This is a genomic window from Collinsella sp. LCP19S3_D3, assembly GCF_052121455.1.
In the GTDB taxonomy this organism is placed as follows: Bacteria; Actinomycetota; Coriobacteriia; order Coriobacteriales; family Coriobacteriaceae; genus Collinsella.
Map to the genome: position 1 here is coordinate 1 of NZ_JBQKEF010000010.1, position 19,770 is coordinate 19,770.

Genomic DNA, 19,770 nt, shown 5'->3' on the forward strand with positions numbered 1-19,770 from the left:
CTTGCGAAAAACGAATCCAAGTCAGACCATTTCAAATGGTTCGATGTCTGCCCGGATGCGACACATCTGGTGTGTCCATCCTCGCAGTATCCGGTTCTCAAGGTGCACGCCCTCGCGGTCCATCCGGTCCGACCGGGCCGCGCGGCAAGGAGATATATTGCCAGACCGGAGGGGCCCGCGGGGCGGGAATCTGGTTGCACACAACTCCTACACATTTATACCCGCAGCTGACGCTTGCCAGTCGTTACCTACCACTCGCCGAGCATATCTTTATATTGATCAGCCCCATGGCTAGAGCCGATATGCGCCCCGAGCCAAAGCGCAGCCGGCATCAAGCAACTCGTCGCGCTCCTCCACCGAAAAGCCCTCGGCGTACACTCGCACCACCGGCTCAGTGCCACTCGGGCGAACCAACAGCCAGGTATCATCCTCAAATGCCAAACGCAAGCCGTCCATGTGACTTACGCTCTGCGGCGCCTTGCCGCAAATCGACTTGGGATTCACACCGGGAAGCAGCGTGCGCAGCGACTCGGCATCTTCTGCCTCAAGTCGTAAATCTCGACGGCCATAACTTGTTTTTCCAAAACTCGCCTCGAGCTGATCGACCAGCACGCCCAGCGAAGCCCCCGTCTTTGCCATGAGCTCACACAGGAGTAGGCAAGCGAGAATGCCGTCACGCTCGGGCATATGCGCGGCAATGCCGATGCCACCGGCCTCCTCACCGCCCATAAGCACCCCGTCTTTTTTCATCTCGGCGGCTATATATTTGAAGCCAACCGGTTTTACGGTCACGCGGCAACCGAGTGCCTCGGCAACACGACGTACAAGCGTCGAGCACGATAGATTGACGACGACTCGCCCCTTCAAATTGCGAAACTGAACCAATTCGCCCATTACGAGCGCCATGATCTGATGCGGATGTATATATCTACCGCGCTCGTCGACCGCGCCAATACGGTCAGCATCGCCATCGGTCACCAGGCCGGCACACGCGCCGTCTTCGATAACTGCACGCTCGCAGGCATCCACCCACGGCTCTACGGGATCGGGACAGATATCCCTCCAATCCGATGCTTGCCCCGCATGAATCTCATGGACCTCAACACCCAGCTCGCGCAGCAAATCGGCAAGATAACCTTGAGCCGCTCCCCCCATGGGGTCGACCACCACGCGCAGACGAGCGGCACGAATGGCATCGGCATCGACAAACGATGCTACCGCTCGCATATAGTCGGGAATGATATCCGCCGTGCGATACTGCTCCTCGAGCCCCAGAGGTTCGGCGGCCATCGTTGCCTCGAGTTCTTCGATGACGTCCTGGTTTGCCGTGGAACCATCGCCCATGCGCAGTTTGAGACAGAGATAGCCCTGCGGATGATGTGAACCGGTCACCATGAGCGCCCCGCACGCCTCGCCATCGTATGCGGCAGCCCACGTGATGGCAGGCGTGGGTACAAAACGGGCCGCGAGCACGGCATCAAGGCCATGGGCCGCAAGCACGCCAGCTGCAAGTTCTGCAAACTCGCGCGCCCGGGGACGGGTGTCATACCCGATATATACCGTCTTGCCGGGATATGTCTTTTGCCAGAGCTCGCCGGCGGCATCAGCGATACGGGCAACATTGTCAGCGTTAAAATCCTCGCCGACGCGAGCGCGCCAGCCATCAGTTCCAAAATGAATTATCGCGCACACACGCAGACACCTCGCAGTGTTTGGATCATGGTACGCAGGTGGTATACCCGCAACGAGCGCCCGGCAAGCCGCCGGCGCACGCATTCACCGTTTAGGCAAAAGCCGTCGAGGGCGCATATAGACAAAAAACCGCCCCGGTTGGGGCGGTAATTCGAATGTGCTTTTCTTAGGACTCTATATATCGAGCGCGTCTGCCATAGCAGCCGTCGTGATCGCCGTGGTTCCGCAACAGCCACCAACCATTGCGGCGCCAGCCCGCTTCCACTCGACGCATGCGCGCGCGAAAGCTTCGGGGTCCTCGTGCCACACAGGCCCATCTTGCGTTTGGACCGGATTTCCCGCATTGGGACGTACAGTAACGGGCGTCGTGGCTATCTTGACCATTCTTGGTACCGCAGCGGTAGCCGCTGTCAGGGTGCAGCAATTGACCCCAACCGAGCTCGCACCGTGCTTCTCGGCATACAAGATGGCACCTTCGATGTTTAGGCCATCACCCAGCAGGTCGCCCTTGTCATCAATAACAAAGCTCACCAGAACGGGCATGCCATCAGCGGCATCATGGGCACCGGCGAGCACGGGCTGCAGATTGCGGATAGACGTGATCGTCTCGACCAGAATCCCGTCGACGCCGGCGTTGAGCAGGGAGGACGCCTGCTCGCGAGCATTTGCGCGAATCTCTCGATACTCGGAAGAATCCTCGACAAACCACTCAATCGCAATAGGCCCCATGGACCCCAGCAATAGCTGGGGATTTGCCTGGCGGGCATCGTCGACCGCCCCGCGATTGACCTCTGCCATAGATGGAGCGATTTCATCGCGATCGAGCGCAAAACCCGATGCCTGGAACGTATTGGTAATAAGCACCTGTGCACCAGCGGCGGCATACAGTCGGTGGATGCGAGAAACCGTCTGTGGTTCGGCGAGGTTCCAAAATGCCGGCGGAATATCGGTAGCACCGTATTCACTCAGCAGCACGCTGCCCATCGGACCCTGTGCCAGCAGCGTCTCGCTGGCAAGTCGGCGCATAAGCTCCTCGCCGCCGAAGCGATTGTAATAACTCGTATCCATATATATGTTTCGCTATTCCTCGATGCTGATTCCCTGCTTTTCGAGATAGGCGAGCCAACGGACCATTGTGTCCTCGGAAAGCGCGTGCTCCATCATGCAGGCCTCGGCATCGGCGCGCTCAAAGTCGACGCCGAGCTCCTGGACCAAAAATGTGCGAATCAGGCGATGGCGATACCAGATAGCCAAACCGACCTCGCGCCCACGGTTGGTCAGGATAACCTTGCCGTAGTGAGACTGCTCGACAAGTTCGGATGCCTTGAGAGCCGAAACCGCCTTGTTGACCGATGCCTTCGAAACGCCAAGGCGCTGTGCGATATCGACCGACCGCACGCCATTAGTCTCCCCATCCTCGCTTTCGATGCGAACCATGCACTCCAAGTAGTCTTCGTTCGCCACCGTTAGATGTAGCTCGCGCGAGCTATTTGTCGTATCCATGAACATCCGTCCCTTCTGCATTCAATGGCTGATTCTACCCCATCCAAGCGTCGCGGTATGCCGCGGCATACCGTGCTAGAGTTCTTGATGCACACGACAACCAAGATTGGAGCGGTCTCTATGGAAAACACCACCACGAACCCCGACGTACTCGAGCGTTTTTTGCGCTACGTCCAGATCAACACACAGTCCGAGGATGCCAACTGTGACCAGGTGCCGTCGAGCACCGTCCAGTTTGATCTTGCCAATGTGCTTGCCGAGGAATTGCGCGAGCTTGGTGCAACCGATGCCCATGTAACCGAAAACGCCTATGTCTGCGCTCACATTCCCGCGAGCGCCGGCTCCGAGAATAAGCCCGCCCTGGGCCTGATCGCGCACCTCGACACCACCGAGGTCGCACCGGGCGCCGGCGTAGCGCCGCACATTGTGCACTACGAGGGCGGCGACCTGGTTTGCGGCATCGTCGACGGCAAGCCCGTATCCATGAGCACCGCCAAGCTCCCCGCCCTCAACAACCTTTTGGGCGAGGACCTGGTTTGCACCGACGGCACCACGCTGCTGGGCGCCGACGATAAGGCCGGTGTCGCCGAGATTATGGCGCTCGTCGCACGCATTGCACAGGACCCCAGCCTGCCCCACCCCACGCTTGGTATTTGTTTCTGCCCGGACGAGGAAATCGGCCACGGTGCCGAGCTGTTGGATATCGAGGACTTTGGCTGTAAGTATGCCTACACAGTCGACGGCGGTCCGGTTGGCGAGCTTGAGTGGGAGTGCTTCAACGCCGCCGAGGCTACCGTTAGCTTTGAGGGCCAGTCCATTCACCCCGGCGACGCCAAGGGCCGCATGGTTAACGCGGGCAATCTGTTCTGCGACTTCAATGCCCTGCTTCCCTACGTGCAGCGTCCGGAATACACCGAGGGCTACGAGGGCTTCTATCACCTCGAGGGCGTTTCTGCCACAGTCGACCATGCCACGGCGCGCTATATCGTCCGTGATCACGATGCCGCCAAGTTCCAGCAGAAGCTCGATCTGATGGATGCTGCCGCCGCGCTGCTCAACCAGCGTCTGGGCGAGGAGCGCGTAACGGTCGAGATCAAGCACCAGTACCGTAACATGGCCGAGATTGTCCGCGACTACCCAGAGCTGATCGATGTCGCTAAGGAATCCTTCCTTGCCTGCGATGTTGAGCCCCAGGTGCTGCCGATTCGCGGCGGCACCGACGGCGCACAGCTGTCGTTCCGCGGCCTGCCCTGTCCCAACCTTTCGACGGGCGGCTACTGCTACCACGGCGTCAACGAGTTTGTTCCGGTCAGCTCGCTCGTTAAGATGACCGACGTCTTGCAGGAGCTCATCGCCCGCTTCGCATAAGGAACTCGAATAATCTAGGTAAGCAAAATCGCCCCGTCCTCAAAACCGAGAACGGGGCGATTTTTTGGTGCAAGGGGAGTAGTCGGCATCGCTGGTTGAATCAACGTCAGCGAGCGACGTCCAGAGCGAACAATTTGTCATTCAAAAGGCAGGACATTGACCTTCTGGTCATGCCCTGCCTTTTGAATGACAAATTGTCGCTCTGGACGGCGCGCAGCGTCGAGCCGTTGCACGGGCTGGCAAGCCCGCGCAACCCTAGTAGTTGGCTTCGTAACCGTTGCCGTCGCCAGTGGGCTCCTCGTAATAATATGAGCTGTAATCCGAATCGTCCGAATCGCTCGAATCGTCCGAATAGCTCGAATCGCCCGAGCTTTCCGACGAACCGGCCGTACCGTAGGCGTAATCGTCAGAAGTATGGTTGCTCAAATCACCGATTGTGGAGCTGGTTCCGTCGGATAGGCCCATGGTGTTTGGTCCCTTAGGATCCTTGCCGGCATCGACGCGCGCCATCATCTCCTTAAGCTCGTCCTCGTAGACAAAGACATAGCTCTGGCCGTCGATCATGGTGGTTTCATCTGCGTAGGAAGGCAGATTCGCCGAATAGATGCCATCGACATCCATGCCGCGCATAGCATTGACCGTAGACACGATGTCCTGAACGCTCATATCGGTCACAAGCATATCGGACAGCGAATTAACCAGGTCGAAGACCTTCGTAGCATCAAAGTTGTTGAGAATCTGGTTGGCAAGGGCACCAAGCACCTGGCGTTGGTGACGCATGCGCGTATAGTCGCCGTCGGCATAGGTATAGCGGCAACGGGCATAGGTGAGCGCGGTAGCACCGTCCATGTGCTGCTGGCCTGCCGTAATCTTAATGTCCAGATGCTCGGGGTCATCGACATCGTCGGTGGCGTTGATGTCGATACCGCCCACAGAGTCAATCAATGATTGCATACCGTCAAAGCTAACCTCGGCATAGTGGGAAATCTGCACGCCGCACAGCTCATTGACCGCTTGAACCATGGCCTCGGCACCGCCATAGGTATGGCAGGCGTTGACCTTCATGGTTTCGCCGTTATAGACAACCTTGGTATCACGTGGAATGGATATAAGCGTAGCCTGCTTTTGCGTAGGGTCGATGCGCGCCAAGATAATTGAATCGGCGCGATACGTGTCCTCGCCCGGACGACCATCGGTACCCAAAAGAAGCACGTAGAACGGATCCTTGGCCTCATTGGTATCCACCAAGATATGGCGCAGATTGTCGGTAATGACATTGGAATCGCCAAGCTTGCCCATAATGTTGGCGAACCACAGCCCGGCGGCAGTCGTAGCGCTCAACAGCACGCCAAGCACGGCGATAAGCGCAACGCGACGGATTGTCTGGCCGCGGCGGCGCTGACGAGCGCGCTCGGAGTAGCGTGCAACATTATCGCGACTGTAGATCTTGGCCTGTGCGCCGGTTGAAGGTCTTCGAGTATCCGCTAAGGGCTTCTTATTATTAAACATAGGCAACCTGCATTAGTAGATGACGGGATCGGGAACAGTGGCGTGCTCGACGTTTGCACCAAGTGCCTGCAGTTTTTCGACAAACTGCTCATAGCCACGTTTGATGTGATGGATGGCCGAGACCTCGGTAACGCCGTCGGCGATAAGGCCAGCAACGACGAGCGCGGCGCCGCCGCGCAGATCAGGCGAGGTAACCTGTGCACCCGAGAACCCCTTGACGCCATGAATCATGGCGTGATGGCTTTCGATGCGGATATCCGCGCCCATACGGACCAGCTCCGACGCGAACATGAAGCGGTTCTCGAAGATATTCTCGGTAATCACAGAGCTGCCATCAGCAAGAGCGGAAAGCACCATGATCTGCGCCTGCATGTCCGTCGGGAAGCCCGGGAACGGAAGTGTCTGAATATCGACCGGCCTGATGCGCTCGACACGACTCACGTGAACGCCATTCTCGATTCGCTCACACTCGATACCCATGAGCTCCATCTTCTTGAGCACCATGCCCAAGTGAATGGGGCAAAAGCCCGTAACGTCGACACCGCGGTCATCGGCCATCAGGGCACCGGCAACGATAAAGGTGCCGGCCTCGATGCGGTCGCCCACCACGCGATGGGTAACGGGATGCAACTCGTCCACACCTTCGATGGTCACGACGGGCGTGCCGGCGCCAACAATCTTGGCGCCCATCTCGTTGAGCATATTGGCAAGGTCGACGATCTCGGGCTCGCGAGCCGCATTATCGATAACCGTAGTGCCTTGTGCGCGCACGGCCGCCATGATGAGGTTCTCGGTAGCGCCGACGCTGGCAAATTCGAGCGTGACGGTGGTACCGTGTAGGCCCTGGGGCGCGTTGGCGTTGATGTAGCCGTGGGCGGTATCGAACTCAACGCCCAAGGCCTCAAGACCCAAGATATGCATGTCGATCTTGCGAGCGCCCAGGTTGCAGCCGCCGGGCATGGCGATCTTGGCGCGATGGAAACGGCCCAGCAGGGGTCCCATCACGGCCGTGGAGGCGCGCATCTTGGCAACGAGCTCATAGGGAGCCTCCCAGGAATCAACCTGAGAGGTATCAATCTCGAGCGTGTGCTCGTCGAGGACATCGATCGTGGCGCCCATGCCCTTGAGCACCTTGCCCATCACGTGGACATCCGAGATATCGGGCACGTTCTGCAGCGTCGTCTTCCCCGGTGCCAGAAGCGTTGCCGCCATGAGTTTGAGTGCAGAGTTCTTTGCACCCGAAACGGGCACGGAGCCTCCGATGGTGTGGCCACCTTCAACACGGATAATATCCAAGGTCTACCCTTTCAAAAAGCATGCCCGGGATGGCTGGGCCATCCCGGGCATGATGTGTTCGCAAATGGTCGAACGCCAAATCGTTTGACTATTGGGCAAGCATGAGCTTACACCATGCGATTTCATTATAGAGGTAGGCGCGGCGTGCATCATCCTCCGACAAATTACCCAGCTTCTCTTCAAAACCTTGAATATCAGCTTTAACCTTGTCGGCGTCGACGGTCGCCAAATCGCAAGCGCGCTCGGCGAGAACGGTCACGACATCGTCCGCAACCTGGGCATAGCCGCCGGCCACGGCAAACGTGTGGTCGACAGTGCCCATTTGCTTATCACAAACGCGAACGTAGCCGCGATCGATCGTGCAGATCTCGCTAGCGTGACGCGGAAGAATGCCGAACTCGCCGTCCGTGGAAGGCAGGGCGACAAATGCCGCCTCGCCTTCATAGGCGCAGCTCTCCGGACACACGATGCGGATTTGCATAGCCACTACTTCTCCTCCATCTTGGCGGCGCGCTCGCGCACGTCGTCAATCGTGGACGCATAACGGAACGCCTGCTCGGGCAGGTCGTCGCACTCGCCGTCGACAATGGCGGCAAACGAGCGGACCGTGTCCTCGACACGGATGTAGACACCGGGGTTGCCGGTGAACTGCTCGGCGACGTGGAAGGACTGAGACAGGAACTGCTGGAGCTTACGGGCACGGTTGACCGTAAGGCGCTGCTCCTCGGAAAGCTCGTCCATACCCAGAATGGCAATGATGTCCTGCAGGTCGGAGTACTCCTGGAGCAGCTCTTGGACTGCGACGGCCACACGATAGTGCTCCTCGCCGACAATCGAGGGATCCAGGGCGTCGGAAGAGGAAGCCAAGGGGTCGATTGCGGGATACAGACCGAGCTCGGCGATGGAACGCGAAAGAACGGTCGTGGCGTCGAGGTGTGTAAACGTCGTGGCGGGAGCCGGGTCGGTCAGGTCGTCTGCAGGGACGTAGACAGCCTGAACGGAGGTGATGGAACCCGTCTTGGTCGAGGTAATGCGCTCCTGGAGGTCGCCCATCTCGGTAGCCAGCGTGGGCTGGTAGCCAACAGCGGACGGCATACGGCCCAGAAGGGCGGAAACCTCGGAACCGGCCTGGGAGAAGCGGAAAATGTTATCGATGAACAGCAGAACGTCCTGGCCACGATCGCGGAAGTACTCAGCGGTGGTGAGGCCGGCCAGACCAATGCGCAGACGCGCTCCAGGCGGCTCGTTCATCTGACCGTAGACCAAGCAGGTCTTATCGATAACGCCAGACTCGCTCATCTCGAGGAACAGGTCGGTACCCTCACGGGTACGCTCGCCAACGCCGGTGAACACCGAGGTGCCGCCATGCTCCTGGGCGAGGTTGTTGATGAGCTCCTGAATCAGAACGGTCTTGCCGACGCCGGCACCGCCAAACAGACCCGTCTTGCCGCCACGGATGTAGGGCTCGAGCAGGTCGACGGCCTTAATGCCGGTCTCGAAGATCTCGGTCTTGGTAGTGAGCTCGTCGAAATGAGGTGCCGGGTGATGGATGGGATAAAACTCATCGATCTGGGGCATGGGCTTGCCATCGACAGGCTGGCCCATAACATTCCAAATGCGGCCGAGGGTCTCGGGGCCGACGGGCATCTTCATGGGTGCGCCGGTGTCGACCGCGACGACGCCGCGCTGCAAGCCGTCGGTCGACGTCATGGCGACGGTACGAACGACACCGCCGGGAAGCTGAGACTCAACCTCCAGGATGGTGCTGATGTGACCCATCGGCGTATCGGCCTCGACCGTGAGCGCGTTGTAGATCGAGGGGACAGCGCCATCGAACTTAACGTCGACAACTGCGCCGATGATACGGACGATACGCCCCTCACCGGCCGTCTGACGTGCCGTGGCCTCCTCGACCGCCGCTTTAACGGTGGTATCTGCCATTAGTGTTCCTCCAATGCTGCGGCTCCGCCCACGATCTCGTTGATCTCCGTGGTAATGGAAGCCTGACGCACGCGGTTATACGTACGGGTAAGAGTCGAGATGATCGACGACGCGTTCTCCGTGGCGGAGTGCATGGCCTTACGGCGCGCACCCTGCTCGGCGGCGGCCGAATCGATCAGCGCCTGGTGAATGACGGTCAGGATGTAGCTGGGGACCAGCTCAGCCAACACATGCTGGGCGCTCGGCACGAACTTGAACGAGGACGAGACGCGCTCGGGGCCCTCGTCTGCGTTCTTGCGCGGGCCATGTGCCATGGCGATCATCTCGGGGTCGAGCGGAAGCAAATGCTCGGTACGAAGAACCTGATCGACGCGGTTGCGAGCGTGATGGTACACGATCTCGACGCGGTCGAGCTGACCCTTGGAGTACTCGTCGCAGATATAGCTCGCGATCATGCGGGCATCCTCGAGGCTCGGGTCGGCCGAGGAACCCTCGAAGTGCATGACCGTGTTGGCACGGCTGCGGAAATACTCGCTCGCCTTGCGACCGCATGCGATGATCTCGCACTCGGCGCCATCATGTGCCCATTCGCGAGCGATTTTCTCGCAGGTGCGCTCAACGTTGACGTTGAAGCCGCCCGCCAGACCGCGATCGGACGTGATCGCGATAATCAGACCGCGCTTGAACTCCTCATGCGTCTTGAGCATGGGGTTGTCGCCGGCAGTCTCTGTATCGCTCGCAACGGTGTGCATGACGTCGGTGAGCGCCTTCTTGTAGGGCTCAGCCTGCGTGGCTCGATCGAGCGCGCGACGGATCTTGGCCGTAGATACCATCTCCATCGTGCGCGTGATCTGCTTGGTGCTCGTGACCGAGGAGATTCGCTTCTTAATGTCGCGAAGGTTAGCCATAGAGCTTAGTTCTCCTCTGCGCCCTCAGCTGCGCTCGCGGTGGAGGCATGCTTGGAGGCGTACTCGTTCTTGAAATCGGTGATGGCCTGAAGCAGCTGCTCTTTGGTCTCGCCGTCGATCTTGTTGGTACGGACCTTCTGCAGCAAGCCGCCAAAGCCAGCATTCATGTACTCGAGCAGCTCGGCGCGGAACGGCAGCACCTCGGAAAGGGGCAGGTCGTCGATAAAGCCCTCGTTGCCGGCGAACAGCGTAACGATCTGCTCGGCGACGTCGAACGGCTTAAAGCGCGCCTGCTTAAGAAGCTCGGTCATGTGCGCACCGTGGGTAAGCTGCTTTTGGGTGGCTGCATCCAGGTCGGAACCGAACTGGGTAAAACCGGCGAGCTCACGGTAGGCGGCAAGGTCCAGACGGAGGTTGCCGGCGACCTGCTTCATGGCCTTGGTCTGAGCGGAGCCACCGACGCGCGACACCGAGATGCCGACGTCGACTGCCGGGCGCTGGCCCTGGAAGAAGAGCTCGGACTGCAGGTAGATCTGACCATCGGTAATGGAAATGACGTTGGTCGGAATGTAGGCCGAAACGTCGCCGTCCTGGGTCTCGATGACCGGCAGGGCCGTCATGGAGCCGTAGCCGTTCTTCTTGGACATCTTGACGGCACGCTCGAGCAGGCGGGAGTGCAGGTAGAAGATGTCGCCAGGATAGGCCTCGCGTCCGGGCGGACGATGCAGCGTAAGCGACATCTGACGATAGGCGACAGCCTGCTTGGATAGGTCATCGTAGATGACGAGCACATGGCCGCCGGGGTTGGTCTCGCTGGCGGGCTCGCCGTTCTCGCCGTTGTACATAAAGAACTCGCCGATAGCGGCACCGGCCATAGGGGCGATGTACTGCATAGGGGCCGAGTCGGCAGCGGTAGCCGAGACGATGATGGTGTAGTCGAGTGCGCCGTGCTGGGCGAGGGTCTCACGGATGTTGGCAACCGTAGAGGCCTTCTGGCCGATAGCGACGTAGATGCAGACCATGTCCTTACCGCGCTGGTTGAGGATGGCATCGATCGCGATGGCGGTCTTGCCGGTCTTACGGTCGCCGATGATGAGCTCACGCTGGCCACGGCCGATAGGAACCATGGAGTCGATAGCGAGCAGACCAGTCTGAACCGGCTCGCAGACCGGGGTGCGGTCGATAACGCCGGGGGCCTTGAACTCGATGGGGCGACGGTGCGTGGCGACGATATCGCCCAGGCCGTCGATGGGCTGGCCCAGCGGGTTGACGACGCGACCGAGCATGGCGCGGCTCACGGGAATATCCATGACGCGACCGGTGGTACGGCACTCGTCGCCTTCCTTGATGACGTTGACGGCGCCGAACAGAACAGCACCGACCTCATCGCGGTCGAGGTTCTGGGCAAGGCCGTAGACGGTCTCGCCGGTCTCGGAGCTCTTGAACTCCAAGAGCTCGCCGGCCATGGCGTTGCGCAGTCCCGAGACGCGCGCGATGCCGTCGCCAACCTCGTCAACATGGGAAACCTCTTGCGTGTCGACGGTAGCCGCCAGGCCATCGAGCTTCGCCTGCAGGGCGCGGGCGATGCTTTCGGCATTGAGGGTATCGGACATAACTAGGCTTCACCTCCGTTATTCAAAATCGTGGAACCGAGGGCCTCACGCGCTGCGCGCAGCTGGGTCTTGACGGTAACGTCGCGACGCTGGCCGCGGGCCTCGAGAATCAGACCGCCGATGATGGACGGATCGACCTTCTCGATCAGGAACACCTTGCGCTTTAGATCGGCCTCGCATTTCTCGGTAATCGTGCGGCGCAGCTCGTCATCGAGCGGGACAGCCGTGGTGACGGTGACGCCTACGACGTCCTCGTCGGTCGCGGTTACCATCCGATAAGCCGATGCAATCTGCGGCAGAAGATCGAGCTGGCCGCGCTCGAACACGGTACCGAGGACAGCAAGCACCTCGGGGCTGGCGTTCGCGATGACCTCAAGCTCGTGAAGATCGCGGAACACACGGCCCTCGGCCTTAGCGGCCTCCAGGAGGGTGCGTGCATAGGTCTCGAGAACCCTGTTCTCCATGCGGCTGTTAGGCATTCAGGCTACCTGCTTCCTTGATGTAGCGCTCGATCAGACGACGCTGCTCGTCGTCGTTCTCGAGGGCCTCGCCGACAATCTTGGTCGCAACGGAGACGGAAAGATCGGCGATGGAGCCGGCAGCGGCGGCATAGATGGAGTTGCGCTCGTCCTCGGCGTTGGCGTGGGCCTTGGCAATGATGTCCTCGGCCTCCTCGTGAGCCTTGGCGATAATGCGGGCGCGCTCGGACTCGGCGTCCTGACGGGCGGCGGTCACGATGTCGGCAGCCTGACGGCGGGCGTCGGTGAGGAGGGCGTCGGACTCCTTGCGGGCCTCGATGGCCTTGCGCTTGGTGGTCTCAGCCTCATCGAGGCTGTCCTTGATGCGCTTGCCGCGCTCTTCCATCGTCTGCAGAATCTGCGGCCAGGCGAACTTGGCCAAAACGATGAAGATGATGAGGAAGGCAATGAGTGCAGGGACGAATTCCGCCATCTTGGGGACGAGGATCTCGGCCTTGTTCTCAGACTCCTCGGCGAATGCCGACACCGGCATGGCGAGCATGGCGCCCGTCAGCGCAGCAGCGACTTTCGCGTGGTTGAAATGCTTCATGGCGACTACCTTCGTGCTCAATTACGAAATCAGCGTAACGACGAAGCCGATCAGGCCCAGAGCCTCGGTGAATGCAGATGCAAGAATGAAGACGGTGAAGGCACGGCCCTGGACCTCAGGCTGACGAGCCATAGCGCCCGTAGCACCGAGTGCTGCAAGACCAATTGCGAGACCGGCACCGATAACGCCGAGACCATATCCGATAACTCCCACGATTCCTCCTTTGTCGTGCGCGTGTGCGCAGGATAAATACCTATGTTGTAGAGGCGCACGCGGGTGCCGCGCCTCCGAACACCAAATAAATGCGACCGCTAGTGGGCGTCAGCCTCTGCGATCTGAATGTACACGGCCTCGAGGACCGTAAAAACGTATGCCTGAACAAAGGCAACGATCAGCTCGACGGCGTAGATTACCAAAAGAATCAAAACCCACGCCACGCTGGGCAGGGCGCCCACGGCGTTCATGGCCGTAAAGTGCTCCAGCATCGGCTGGGCAAAGAGTGTGGCCATGATGGCGAACGAGCCCATGACGATGTGGCCGGCGAACATGTTGCAGAACAGACGGACGGCGAGCGTGACCAGGCGCAGGCACAGCGAGAAGAGCTCGATTACCCACACGAAGACGTTCATGGGGAAGGCGACGCCCGCAGGGGCGAGGCTCTTGAAGTACCCAAAGAAGCCGTGCTTCTTGATACCGAAATAGATGAAGTACACAAACGACACGAGTGCGAGGGCGGCGGTACAGCCGATGGCACCGGTGCCGGGCTTCATGCCGGGGATGAGGCCGATAAAGTTGTTGATCAGGATAAAGAAGAACAGCGAGGCCAAAAACGGGAAGTGCTTCTTCCAGTTGTCGCCAACGACACCCTTGGCGATATCGTCCTGCACGTACTCGATGACCCACTCGACGCCGTTAACGAAGAAGCCCTCGGGGACAACCTTCTGCTTCTTAGTAAACGCGAAAAAGACCACGAACATGACGACAGCGGCGATAAGCAGCCAGAACGAGTACTGCGTCAGGCCCGCGTTAAGGTCACCCACGACCGGAGCCGAGGAGAACTCAGCGACGAGCTCGGCGATCGCGCTGGGTAACTTGGCAAATGCGTCCAAGATTCCACCTTCCCTGTTTGCCCGCACCAAGGTGGGGCAACGCCTTTAATCCTTCATAATCACCATGCAGGCGATCACGATCCAACAAATCAAAAACCCGGCGAGCTCGCCGCACAAAAAGGCGATGAGCGCCACGGGGGCTACCAGGTGCACAATTACGACGCCCATAAAGAGCACCGCAAACGACACTATGGTACCCAACATGCCTACCGTCATGTTGGCATCGCGTCGATGCGCCAGCACCGGAGCAAGCGCAAGGTACAACGGCAAAAATGCAACAAGACCGACGACGAATCCCGTTGCGATGAACGGCACGTGGCCTGCCAGCTCAACCGGCATGTGCGTTCCCTTCTCGCGACATATAGCCCACATGGAGCCATACCCCGCTCACATCGTCCTAGTATTTTAGGGCGCGTGATTGCAAAATCAATGCACTGTTACCCAACCTTAATCGCGTCTTTAGCCCCTTGGGGTGTCAAACGGACAAAAGGCCGAGCACTGAGGACGAATGGGTCGCGATGGCCGACGAGCGTACTTGACAAAAGCCGCCGCACCCGCGTAAGCGCAGCACGACAGCGTTGTTGACTATTGTACGAACCGAACACGCGATGACAAGTGGGAAAACGTAAGTTAATACACAACTGTACATTTTCTTAAGACACTCTTTATACCGTACCTACGGTATAGCGCGTTTTGGGCCCTCGGTGGCTGCGACGACACTCATAAATATGCGTGCAGGCGTCACTCGTACACCCGCACGCACCAATCATGCACGAATGAGCACGTGCAGCTGCCCATGCCTGGCGACTAGAGCGTGCCGTAGATGCGGTCGCCGGCGTCGCCGAGGCCGGGAACGATGTAGGCGGCCTCGTTGAGATGGTCGTCGATGGCGCAGGTATAGATATGCACATCTGGGTCCTTCTCGGTCAGCGACTTGAGGCCCTCGGGGGCCGCGACGATGCACAGCATGCGGATGTCCTTGACACCGCGCTCGCGCAGGTAGCTGATGGCCATCTCGGCCGAACCGCCCGTGGCGAGCATGGGGTCGACAACCAGGCAGATGCGCTGGTCGATATCCTTGGGCATCTTGCAGTAATACTCATGCGGTTCGTGGGTAACCTCGTCGCGCTCCATACCGATGTGGCCCACGCGAGCGGAGGGCACCAGGTCGAGGATGCCGTCAACCATGCCAAGGCCCGCACGCAGGATGGGCACGATGGCGAGTTTCTTGCCGGCGAGCTGTTTGAACGTGGCGGTAGTGATGGGGGTCTCGACCTCGACGTCTTCCATAGGCAGATCGCGCATGGCCTCGTAGCCGTCAAAAAGCGCGAGTTCGCGCACGAGCTGGCGGAACTGATTGGTGCCGGTGTTTTTGTCGCGCAGGATCGACAGCTTGTGCTGGACGAGCGGATGATCGACAAGCGTCACACGGGACGCATCGTAGGTAACGGTCATGAGTTGATTGCCCCTTTCGTTGCGGCCGTAAAACGACCTTGCTGGCATGGCGCGCAGCGATGTTGCCGCCGCGCGCCATACACAAGTTTAGCGGTTTGCTGTATCGAGTGGCCCGTCGCAGCCCTACTGTGCGGTACTGAGCGAGCGCTTGACCGCATCGCGCCAGCCCGCAAGGTTTTGCTCGCGGCGCTCGGCGGACATGTGGGGAAGGAAGGTCCTAACGATCTGGGCATTTTGCTCCAGCTCTTCCAGGTCTTCCCAATAGCCGACGGCAAGGCCCGCCAAGTACGCGGCACCGATTGCCGTGGTCTCCACCGTCTCGCATTGCAGCACGGGGATATCCAGCAGGTCGGCCTGGAATTGCATGATGAACTCGTTGCGCGACGCGCCGCCATCGACAGACAGGCGTTCGATCGAAAGCCCCACGTCCTGTTCCATGGCGCGCAGCACGTCGTAGCTCTGATATGCCATGGATTCGCAGGCGGCACGTACGATGGTCGCACGGCTCGAGGCGCCGGTCAGACCGCACACGATACCGCGGGCACGCGGGTCCCACCAGGGAGCGCCCAAACCCGCAAAGGCAGGAACGAAGTAGCAGCCCTCGTTGTCGTTAATCGAAGCGGCGAGTTGTGCAGACTCGCTCACGTTCGAGATGATGCCCATGTTGTTGCGAAGCCAGTTCATGGTGGAGCCGGCAGCAAAGATAGAACCCTCGAGCGCATAGCTGATCTTGCCGTCCGCGGCGATACCGATGGTGGAGACCAGACCGTTCTTGGATTCGACGACCTCGTCGCCGGTGTTCATGAGCATAAAGCAACCAGTACCATAGGTGTTTTTGGTCTGGCCGGGATGGAAACAGCAGTGGCCGAACAGCGACGCCTGCTGGTCGCCCGCCACGCCCATGATGGGTGGCATGTTGGTCATGATGTCGCTCGCGACGCGGCCGTAGTCGCCCGAGCTCCAGCGAACCTCGGGCATCATGGAACGCGGAACGTCAAAGAGCGCCAGCAGGTCGTCGTCCCAATCGAGCGTATGGATATTAAAGAGTGCCGTGCGGCTGGCATTGGTGTAGTCGGTGGCAAACACCTGACAGCCGGTGAGGTTGTAGATGAGCCAGGTGTCGATGGTGCCAAACATGAGGTCGCCCGCCGCCGCGCTCTCGCGTGCGCCGTCGACGTTGTCGAGAATCCACTGCACCTTGGAGGCCGAGAAATACGGGTCGAGCGTAAGCCCCGTGCGGGAGCGCACCAGCTCTTCTGCGCCCTGCTCAACCAAATTATCGATCAGAGACGCGGTGCGACGGCACTGCCATACGATGGCGTTATAGATGGGCTGGCCGCTCACGCGGTCCCAGACCACCGTGGTCTCACGCTGATTGGAGATACCGATGGCGGCGATGCGATCGGAATGAATCCCGCTCTTAAACTGAACCTCCATCATGACCGCAATCTGGCTGGCAAGGACCGCCATGGGGTCTTGCTCCACCCAGCCGGGACGCGGGAAGCTGGTTTTGACGCTGCGGCGCGCTTGGGCGACAATGCAGCCGTACTCGTCGACGATGGTCGCAAGTACCGAGGTGGTGCCGCAGTCGAGCGCCATGATGTAGGAACCGCCAAAGTCAAACGAGGCATCTTCCATGCCCAGGCTGCCCAGATTCAACGACATCGCTTACACCTTTCTATGCATCGGGTCGGACAGGACCCGCTCAATCTCTGACGCGGGAAGTGCGCCTTGGCGCAGGATCTGGAGCCCGCCGTGCTGGAACGACACGATGGTCGAAGCGTCGCGGCACGGCGTCTCGCCCGCGTCGACGGCCACGTCGACCCCTTCTAGAATGCGGTCTTCAACGTCGGCAAAGCTTGCCGGCGCGGGCGCGCCGTGTGTATTGGCGCTCGTACAGGCAAGTGGGCTGCCACAGGTGCAGATGAGCGCCTGTACCACGGGCGATGCCGACGCGCGAAGAGCCACCGTGTCGTCGGCGGCACGCATAAAGGTCGGCACGCAGGGAGCCGCCTTGACCACAATAGTCAGGGCGCCCGGCCAGCATCGTCGGGCAAGCATGCGTGCCTCTTCTGGGATATCCACGCCGTAGCGGTCGAGGGCCTCGGCATCATCGACCAGCCAGGCGACCGTTTGGGTGAGCTCACGCTGCTTGAGGGTAAAGATGCGACGGTAGCCGGTACCGAGCGCGGGCACCGCAGCGCCGTTGACGGCAGCCTGCGGATCGCGCGGCCACGGCAGAGATTCGCTTGTATCTTGGGGCACGGCGTCCGAGAAGGCGTTGACTGCCACAGCGACGCCATAGACGGTCTCGGTTGGGATCAGGGCCAGGCCGCCACGGCCGAGCACCTCGGCCGTACGCTCGACGGCGAGCCGATGCGGCTCGCGCGCTCCCTCGAATACCCGATAGACCGTCTGCATGTGTATGCCAGCCCCTTACGCTCTGGTGAAAGTTTGTTTACTGAGGGGCATTCTCGCACGAAACGTTTAACCTATTTGTCCACAGCGCATGTTGGTTTGGTGAGCGGCTATAGCAGTCGGTGAAAGTGAGGGGTAATTGAGCCGTGACAAGCCTCTTTACATTTCCGGCGCAGCGCTCCCGCCGCCGCGCCGCCAATACGCTTCGTACTTTACTGACGTTGTTTGGGCTCGGTGACGATAGCTCGAACGATGCGGGGACGATCGGTGAGGTCACGGACGATGCGTACGTCCGAAAGACCCGCCTGGCGGCAGAGCTCGGCCGCGGCGTCGAGGGCGCCCTCATAGAGCTCGCAGGCAAACAGGCCGCCGGCGCGCAGCATATAGGGCGCCGCATTGAGCAGGCGGCGGAAGATATCAAGGCCATCGGCTCCGCCCTCGAGCGCCAAATCGGGCTCAAAGTCCTTGACCTCGTGCGGCAGCGAGCGCATGACGTCAGTCGGGATATAAGGCGGGTTGGAAACGAGCACGTCGAAGGTGCCCCACTCCTCGCGGGGGATAGAGCTCACCAGGTTCGTGAGGCTGAAGGCGACCTCATCGGACGTCAGCCCGAGTGCATCGCGGTTTTTGGTGGCCAGGTCGATGGCGCGCGGCTCGATATCGGTAGCGGTGCAGGCGACATGGCCGCGACGCTCCCAAGCAAGGGAGAGCGAGATGCAGCCCGTGCCGCAGCCGACCTCGAGAACGCGGGCAATGCGGGGGTCGGCAGGCACAGACGCGGCGGCATCCTGCACTAGGGCCGTCTCTTGGTCGACGCCTTCGATGGCAATGCCGTATTCGTCGAGCTCGGGCTCGGCGACTTCCGCGGTCTCGGCCTCAGCTGCCTGCGCGGCGGCTTCCTCGGCCTCACGATCGGCCAGCTCCTCGGCATAAGCTCGGCTGCCCAGCACGTCTCCGCCCAACGCCGCCTCATCGGCAGCCGTGAGGTTGGCGGCACGGCGCTCGGCAGTCGCGCGTTCGTCAGCCAATGCGACTTCGGCTTTACGCGCCTGCTCGACCTCGTCGTTCCATGGCAACTCTACGCGCTGGCGGGTGGCAGCTTCGGGGCTCAGAACCTCGGCATCCAGATAATTGAGGACTTCCTCGACGAGCATCTCGGTCTCGGGACGTGGAATGAGCACGCCGGGGGCGCACGCGACGTCGATCATGCGGAACTGCGTGCTGCCGGTGATGTACTGCAGCGGCTCGCCCTTGGCGCGACGGACAACCGCCGCGTGCATGGTCTCGAGCTGCGCTGCATCGAGCGTGTCGTCCATACGCATATATAAGTCGATGCGCGCTAGGCCCGTGGCTGCGCACAACAGCCACTCGGCAGAAAGACGGGGGTGCTCTTCGCCGCGCTCGGCTAGGTACTCCTTGGTCCACTCGAGACAACGCCTGATGGTCCAGATCTCGTTTGCCATGGGTCCTCCCCTCTTAAGCGCCGGGCGGCGCGCGAATGTCGGAGCAGATTGTACGCGAGGGCGGCACGCGGCGAGAGACGATTGGAAGCGATTATCGAGAATCAGCCCAGAATTTTGCACCGGGCTCGCTCAAAGTGTTCATTCGCCGACGTCTAGATTTGCATTCGTCAAGCTTTTGGCAAGGTTGCCCCAAAACTAACCAATATCTAACCAAGAACTTGCCACATCACTTGACGTGCGACGCACCAAAAAGGGCCCCGCGACTTCTTGGACGATATTTCGAGCAATATTTTCAATTGCAGATGAAGGCTGTTAATTACTTTGAGCAGGTAGGCAGCTTAATTTCCAACAAAGTAGATTAAATAAACTCGAAAAGTAATTTACCCAACCTAGTCATTTAAGAACGTCCCCAATGACTACCTCTGAG

At 60.1% G+C, this 19,770-nt stretch carries 19 protein-coding genes; 1 reads left to right on the forward strand and 18 read right to left on the reverse strand.

The genetic code is table 11. The features are described from left to right. Positions 1-291: 291 nt before the first annotated feature. From ACTQXM_RS05345 to ACTQXM_RS05355, 3 genes are all read right to left on the reverse strand, one after another. Positions 292-1,692 (reverse strand): phosphoglucomutase/phosphomannomutase family protein, encoded by a 1,401-nt coding sequence (locus ACTQXM_RS05345; protein ID WP_427719693.1) that lies wholly within the window; start codon positions 1,690-1,692, stop codon positions 292-294. A 174-nt stretch (positions 1,693-1,866) separates the two neighbouring features. Further along, entirely contained in the window at positions 1,867-2,760 is an 894-nt protein-coding gene (locus ACTQXM_RS05350) for a homocysteine S-methyltransferase family protein (protein WP_441537240.1), read from the reverse strand. A 12-nt stretch (positions 2,761-2,772) separates the two neighbouring features. Then, entirely contained in the window at positions 2,773-3,195 is a 423-nt protein-coding gene (locus ACTQXM_RS05355; RefSeq protein ID WP_154518396.1) for a metal-dependent transcriptional regulator, read from the reverse strand. 87 nt (positions 3,196-3,282) lie between these two features. Here ACTQXM_RS05355 and pepT point away from each other — a divergent pair, with 87 nt between their 5' ends. Next, positions 3,283-4,563: a peptidase T gene (pepT, locus tag ACTQXM_RS05360; protein ID WP_441547619.1), complete on the forward strand. Its 1,281-nt coding sequence runs from the start codon at positions 3,283-3,285 to the stop codon at positions 4,561-4,563. Between the two features lie 255 nt (positions 4,564-4,818). On the opposite strand, the gene ACTQXM_RS05365 is transcribed toward pepT, so the two are convergent. The 15 genes from ACTQXM_RS05365 to ACTQXM_RS05435 form a co-directional block, all read right to left on the reverse strand. After that, entirely contained in the window at positions 4,819-6,072 is a 1,254-nt protein-coding gene (locus tag ACTQXM_RS05365) for an LCP family protein (RefSeq protein WP_441537242.1), read from the reverse strand. Between the two features lie 12 nt (positions 6,073-6,084). Continuing rightward, positions 6,085-7,368, reverse strand: a complete 1,284-nt coding sequence (gene murA / locus ACTQXM_RS05370) for a UDP-N-acetylglucosamine 1-carboxyvinyltransferase (RefSeq protein ID WP_441537243.1) — start codon at positions 7,366-7,368, stop codon at positions 6,085-6,087. A gap of 88 nt (positions 7,369-7,456) precedes the next feature. Continuing rightward, positions 7,457-7,849: an ATP synthase F1 subunit epsilon gene (gene atpC / locus ACTQXM_RS05375; RefSeq protein WP_441537276.1), complete on the reverse strand. Its 393-nt coding sequence runs from the start codon at positions 7,847-7,849 to the stop codon at positions 7,457-7,459. 5 nt (positions 7,850-7,854) lie between these two features. Continuing rightward, positions 7,855-9,309, reverse strand: a complete 1,455-nt coding sequence (gene atpD, locus ACTQXM_RS05380) for a F0F1 ATP synthase subunit beta (RefSeq protein ID WP_427727748.1) — start codon at positions 9,307-9,309, stop codon at positions 7,855-7,857. Continuing rightward, on the reverse strand, positions 9,309-10,217 hold the full coding sequence (gene atpG / locus ACTQXM_RS05385; protein WP_441049241.1) for an ATP synthase F1 subunit gamma: 909 nt from the start codon (positions 10,215-10,217) through the stop codon (positions 9,309-9,311). The genes atpD and atpG overlap by 1 nt, the downstream gene beginning before the upstream one ends. Positions 10,218-10,222: 5 nt before the next feature. After that, positions 10,223-11,830 (reverse strand): F0F1 ATP synthase subunit alpha, encoded by a 1,608-nt coding sequence (atpA, locus tag ACTQXM_RS05390; protein WP_441063903.1) that lies wholly within the window; start codon positions 11,828-11,830, stop codon positions 10,223-10,225. Positions 11,831-11,832: 2 nt separating this feature from the next. After that, complete coding sequence (locus tag ACTQXM_RS05395) at positions 11,833-12,294, reverse strand: F0F1 ATP synthase subunit delta (protein WP_441038863.1); 462 nt, start codon at positions 12,292-12,294, stop codon at positions 11,833-11,835. Between the two features lie 7 nt (positions 12,295-12,301). Beyond that, positions 12,302-12,898, reverse strand: a complete 597-nt coding sequence (gene atpF / locus ACTQXM_RS05400) for a F0F1 ATP synthase subunit B (protein ID WP_427727741.1) — start codon at positions 12,896-12,898, stop codon at positions 12,302-12,304. 21 nt (positions 12,899-12,919) lie between these two features. Next, a complete protein-coding gene (locus ACTQXM_RS05405) occupies positions 12,920-13,111 on the reverse strand; it encodes an ATP synthase F0 subunit C (RefSeq protein ID WP_427727739.1) in 192 nt (63 codons plus the stop codon). 98 nt (positions 13,112-13,209) lie between these two features. Beyond that, a complete protein-coding gene (atpB, locus tag ACTQXM_RS05410; RefSeq protein WP_441032000.1) occupies positions 13,210-14,007 on the reverse strand; it encodes a F0F1 ATP synthase subunit A in 798 nt (265 codons plus the stop codon). A gap of 45 nt (positions 14,008-14,052) precedes the next feature. Next, complete coding sequence (locus ACTQXM_RS05415) at positions 14,053-14,346, reverse strand: hypothetical protein (protein ID WP_441067848.1); 294 nt, start codon at positions 14,344-14,346, stop codon at positions 14,053-14,055. Between the two features lie 468 nt (positions 14,347-14,814). Next, positions 14,815-15,462 (reverse strand): uracil phosphoribosyltransferase, encoded by a 648-nt coding sequence (gene upp / locus ACTQXM_RS05420; RefSeq protein WP_040359658.1) that lies wholly within the window; start codon positions 15,460-15,462, stop codon positions 14,815-14,817. 123 nt (positions 15,463-15,585) lie between these two features. Continuing rightward, positions 15,586-17,127 (reverse strand): glycerol kinase GlpK, encoded by a 1,542-nt coding sequence (glpK, locus tag ACTQXM_RS05425; RefSeq protein WP_441537244.1) that lies wholly within the window; start codon positions 17,125-17,127, stop codon positions 15,586-15,588. Positions 17,128-17,130: 3 nt separating this feature from the next. Continuing rightward, positions 17,131-17,883 (reverse strand): L-threonylcarbamoyladenylate synthase, encoded by a 753-nt coding sequence (locus tag ACTQXM_RS05430; RefSeq protein WP_441537245.1) that lies wholly within the window; start codon positions 17,881-17,883, stop codon positions 17,131-17,133. 209 nt (positions 17,884-18,092) lie between these two features. Next, the gene (locus ACTQXM_RS05435) at positions 18,093-19,343 is read right to left on the reverse strand and encodes a N5-glutamine methyltransferase family protein (RefSeq protein WP_154518369.1); all 1,251 of its coding nucleotides are present in this window, start codon (positions 19,341-19,343) and stop codon (positions 18,093-18,095) included. Positions 19,344-19,770: the final 427 nt, after the last annotated feature.

Excerpts from the sequence above, each read along its gene's own strand:
- atpF (WP_427727741.1), bottom strand. The coding sequence starts at position 12,898 with ATGAAGCATTTCAACCACGCGAAAGTCGCTGCTGCGCTGACGGGCGCC.
- atpG (WP_441049241.1), bottom strand. The coding sequence starts at position 10,217 with ATGGCTAACCTTCGCGACATTAAGAAGCGAATCTCCTCGGTCACGAGC.
- ACTQXM_RS05395 (WP_441038863.1), bottom strand. The coding sequence starts at position 12,294 with ATGGAGAACAGGGTTCTCGAGACCTATGCACGCACCCTCCTGGAGGCC.
- atpC (WP_441537276.1), bottom strand. The coding sequence starts at position 7,849 with ATGCAAATCCGCATCGTGTGTCCGGAGAGCTGCGCCTATGAAGGCGAG.
- ACTQXM_RS05365 (WP_441537242.1), bottom strand. The coding sequence starts at position 6,072 with ATGTTTAATAATAAGAAGCCCTTAGCGGATACTCGAAGACCTTCAACC.
- ACTQXM_RS05350 (WP_441537240.1), bottom strand. The coding sequence starts at position 2,760 with ATGGATACGAGTTATTACAATCGCTTCGGCGGCGAGGAGCTTATGCGC.
- ACTQXM_RS05430 (WP_441537245.1), bottom strand. The coding sequence starts at position 17,883 with ATGCAGACGGTCTATCGGGTATTCGAGGGAGCGCGCGAGCCGCATCGG.
- ACTQXM_RS05415 (WP_441067848.1), bottom strand. The coding sequence starts at position 14,346 with ATGCCGGTTGAGCTGGCAGGCCACGTGCCGTTCATCGCAACGGGATTC.
- ACTQXM_RS05355 (WP_154518396.1), bottom strand. The coding sequence starts at position 3,195 with ATGGATACGACAAATAGCTCGCGCGAGCTACATCTAACGGTGGCGAAC.
- ACTQXM_RS05435 (WP_154518369.1), bottom strand. The coding sequence starts at position 19,343 with ATGGCAAACGAGATCTGGACCATCAGGCGTTGTCTCGAGTGGACCAAG.
- atpD (WP_427727748.1), bottom strand. The coding sequence starts at position 9,309 with ATGGCAGATACCACCGTTAAAGCGGCGGTCGAGGAGGCCACGGCACGT.
- glpK (WP_441537244.1), bottom strand. The coding sequence starts at position 17,127 with ATGTCGTTGAATCTGGGCAGCCTGGGCATGGAAGATGCCTCGTTTGAC.
- upp (WP_040359658.1), bottom strand. The coding sequence starts at position 15,462 with ATGACCGTTACCTACGATGCGTCCCGTGTGACGCTTGTCGATCATCCG.
- pepT (WP_441547619.1), top strand. The coding sequence starts at position 3,283 with ATGCACACGACAACCAAGATTGGAGCGGTCTCTATGGAAAACACCACC.
- atpA (WP_441063903.1), bottom strand. The coding sequence starts at position 11,830 with ATGTCCGATACCCTCAATGCCGAAAGCATCGCCCGCGCCCTGCAGGCG.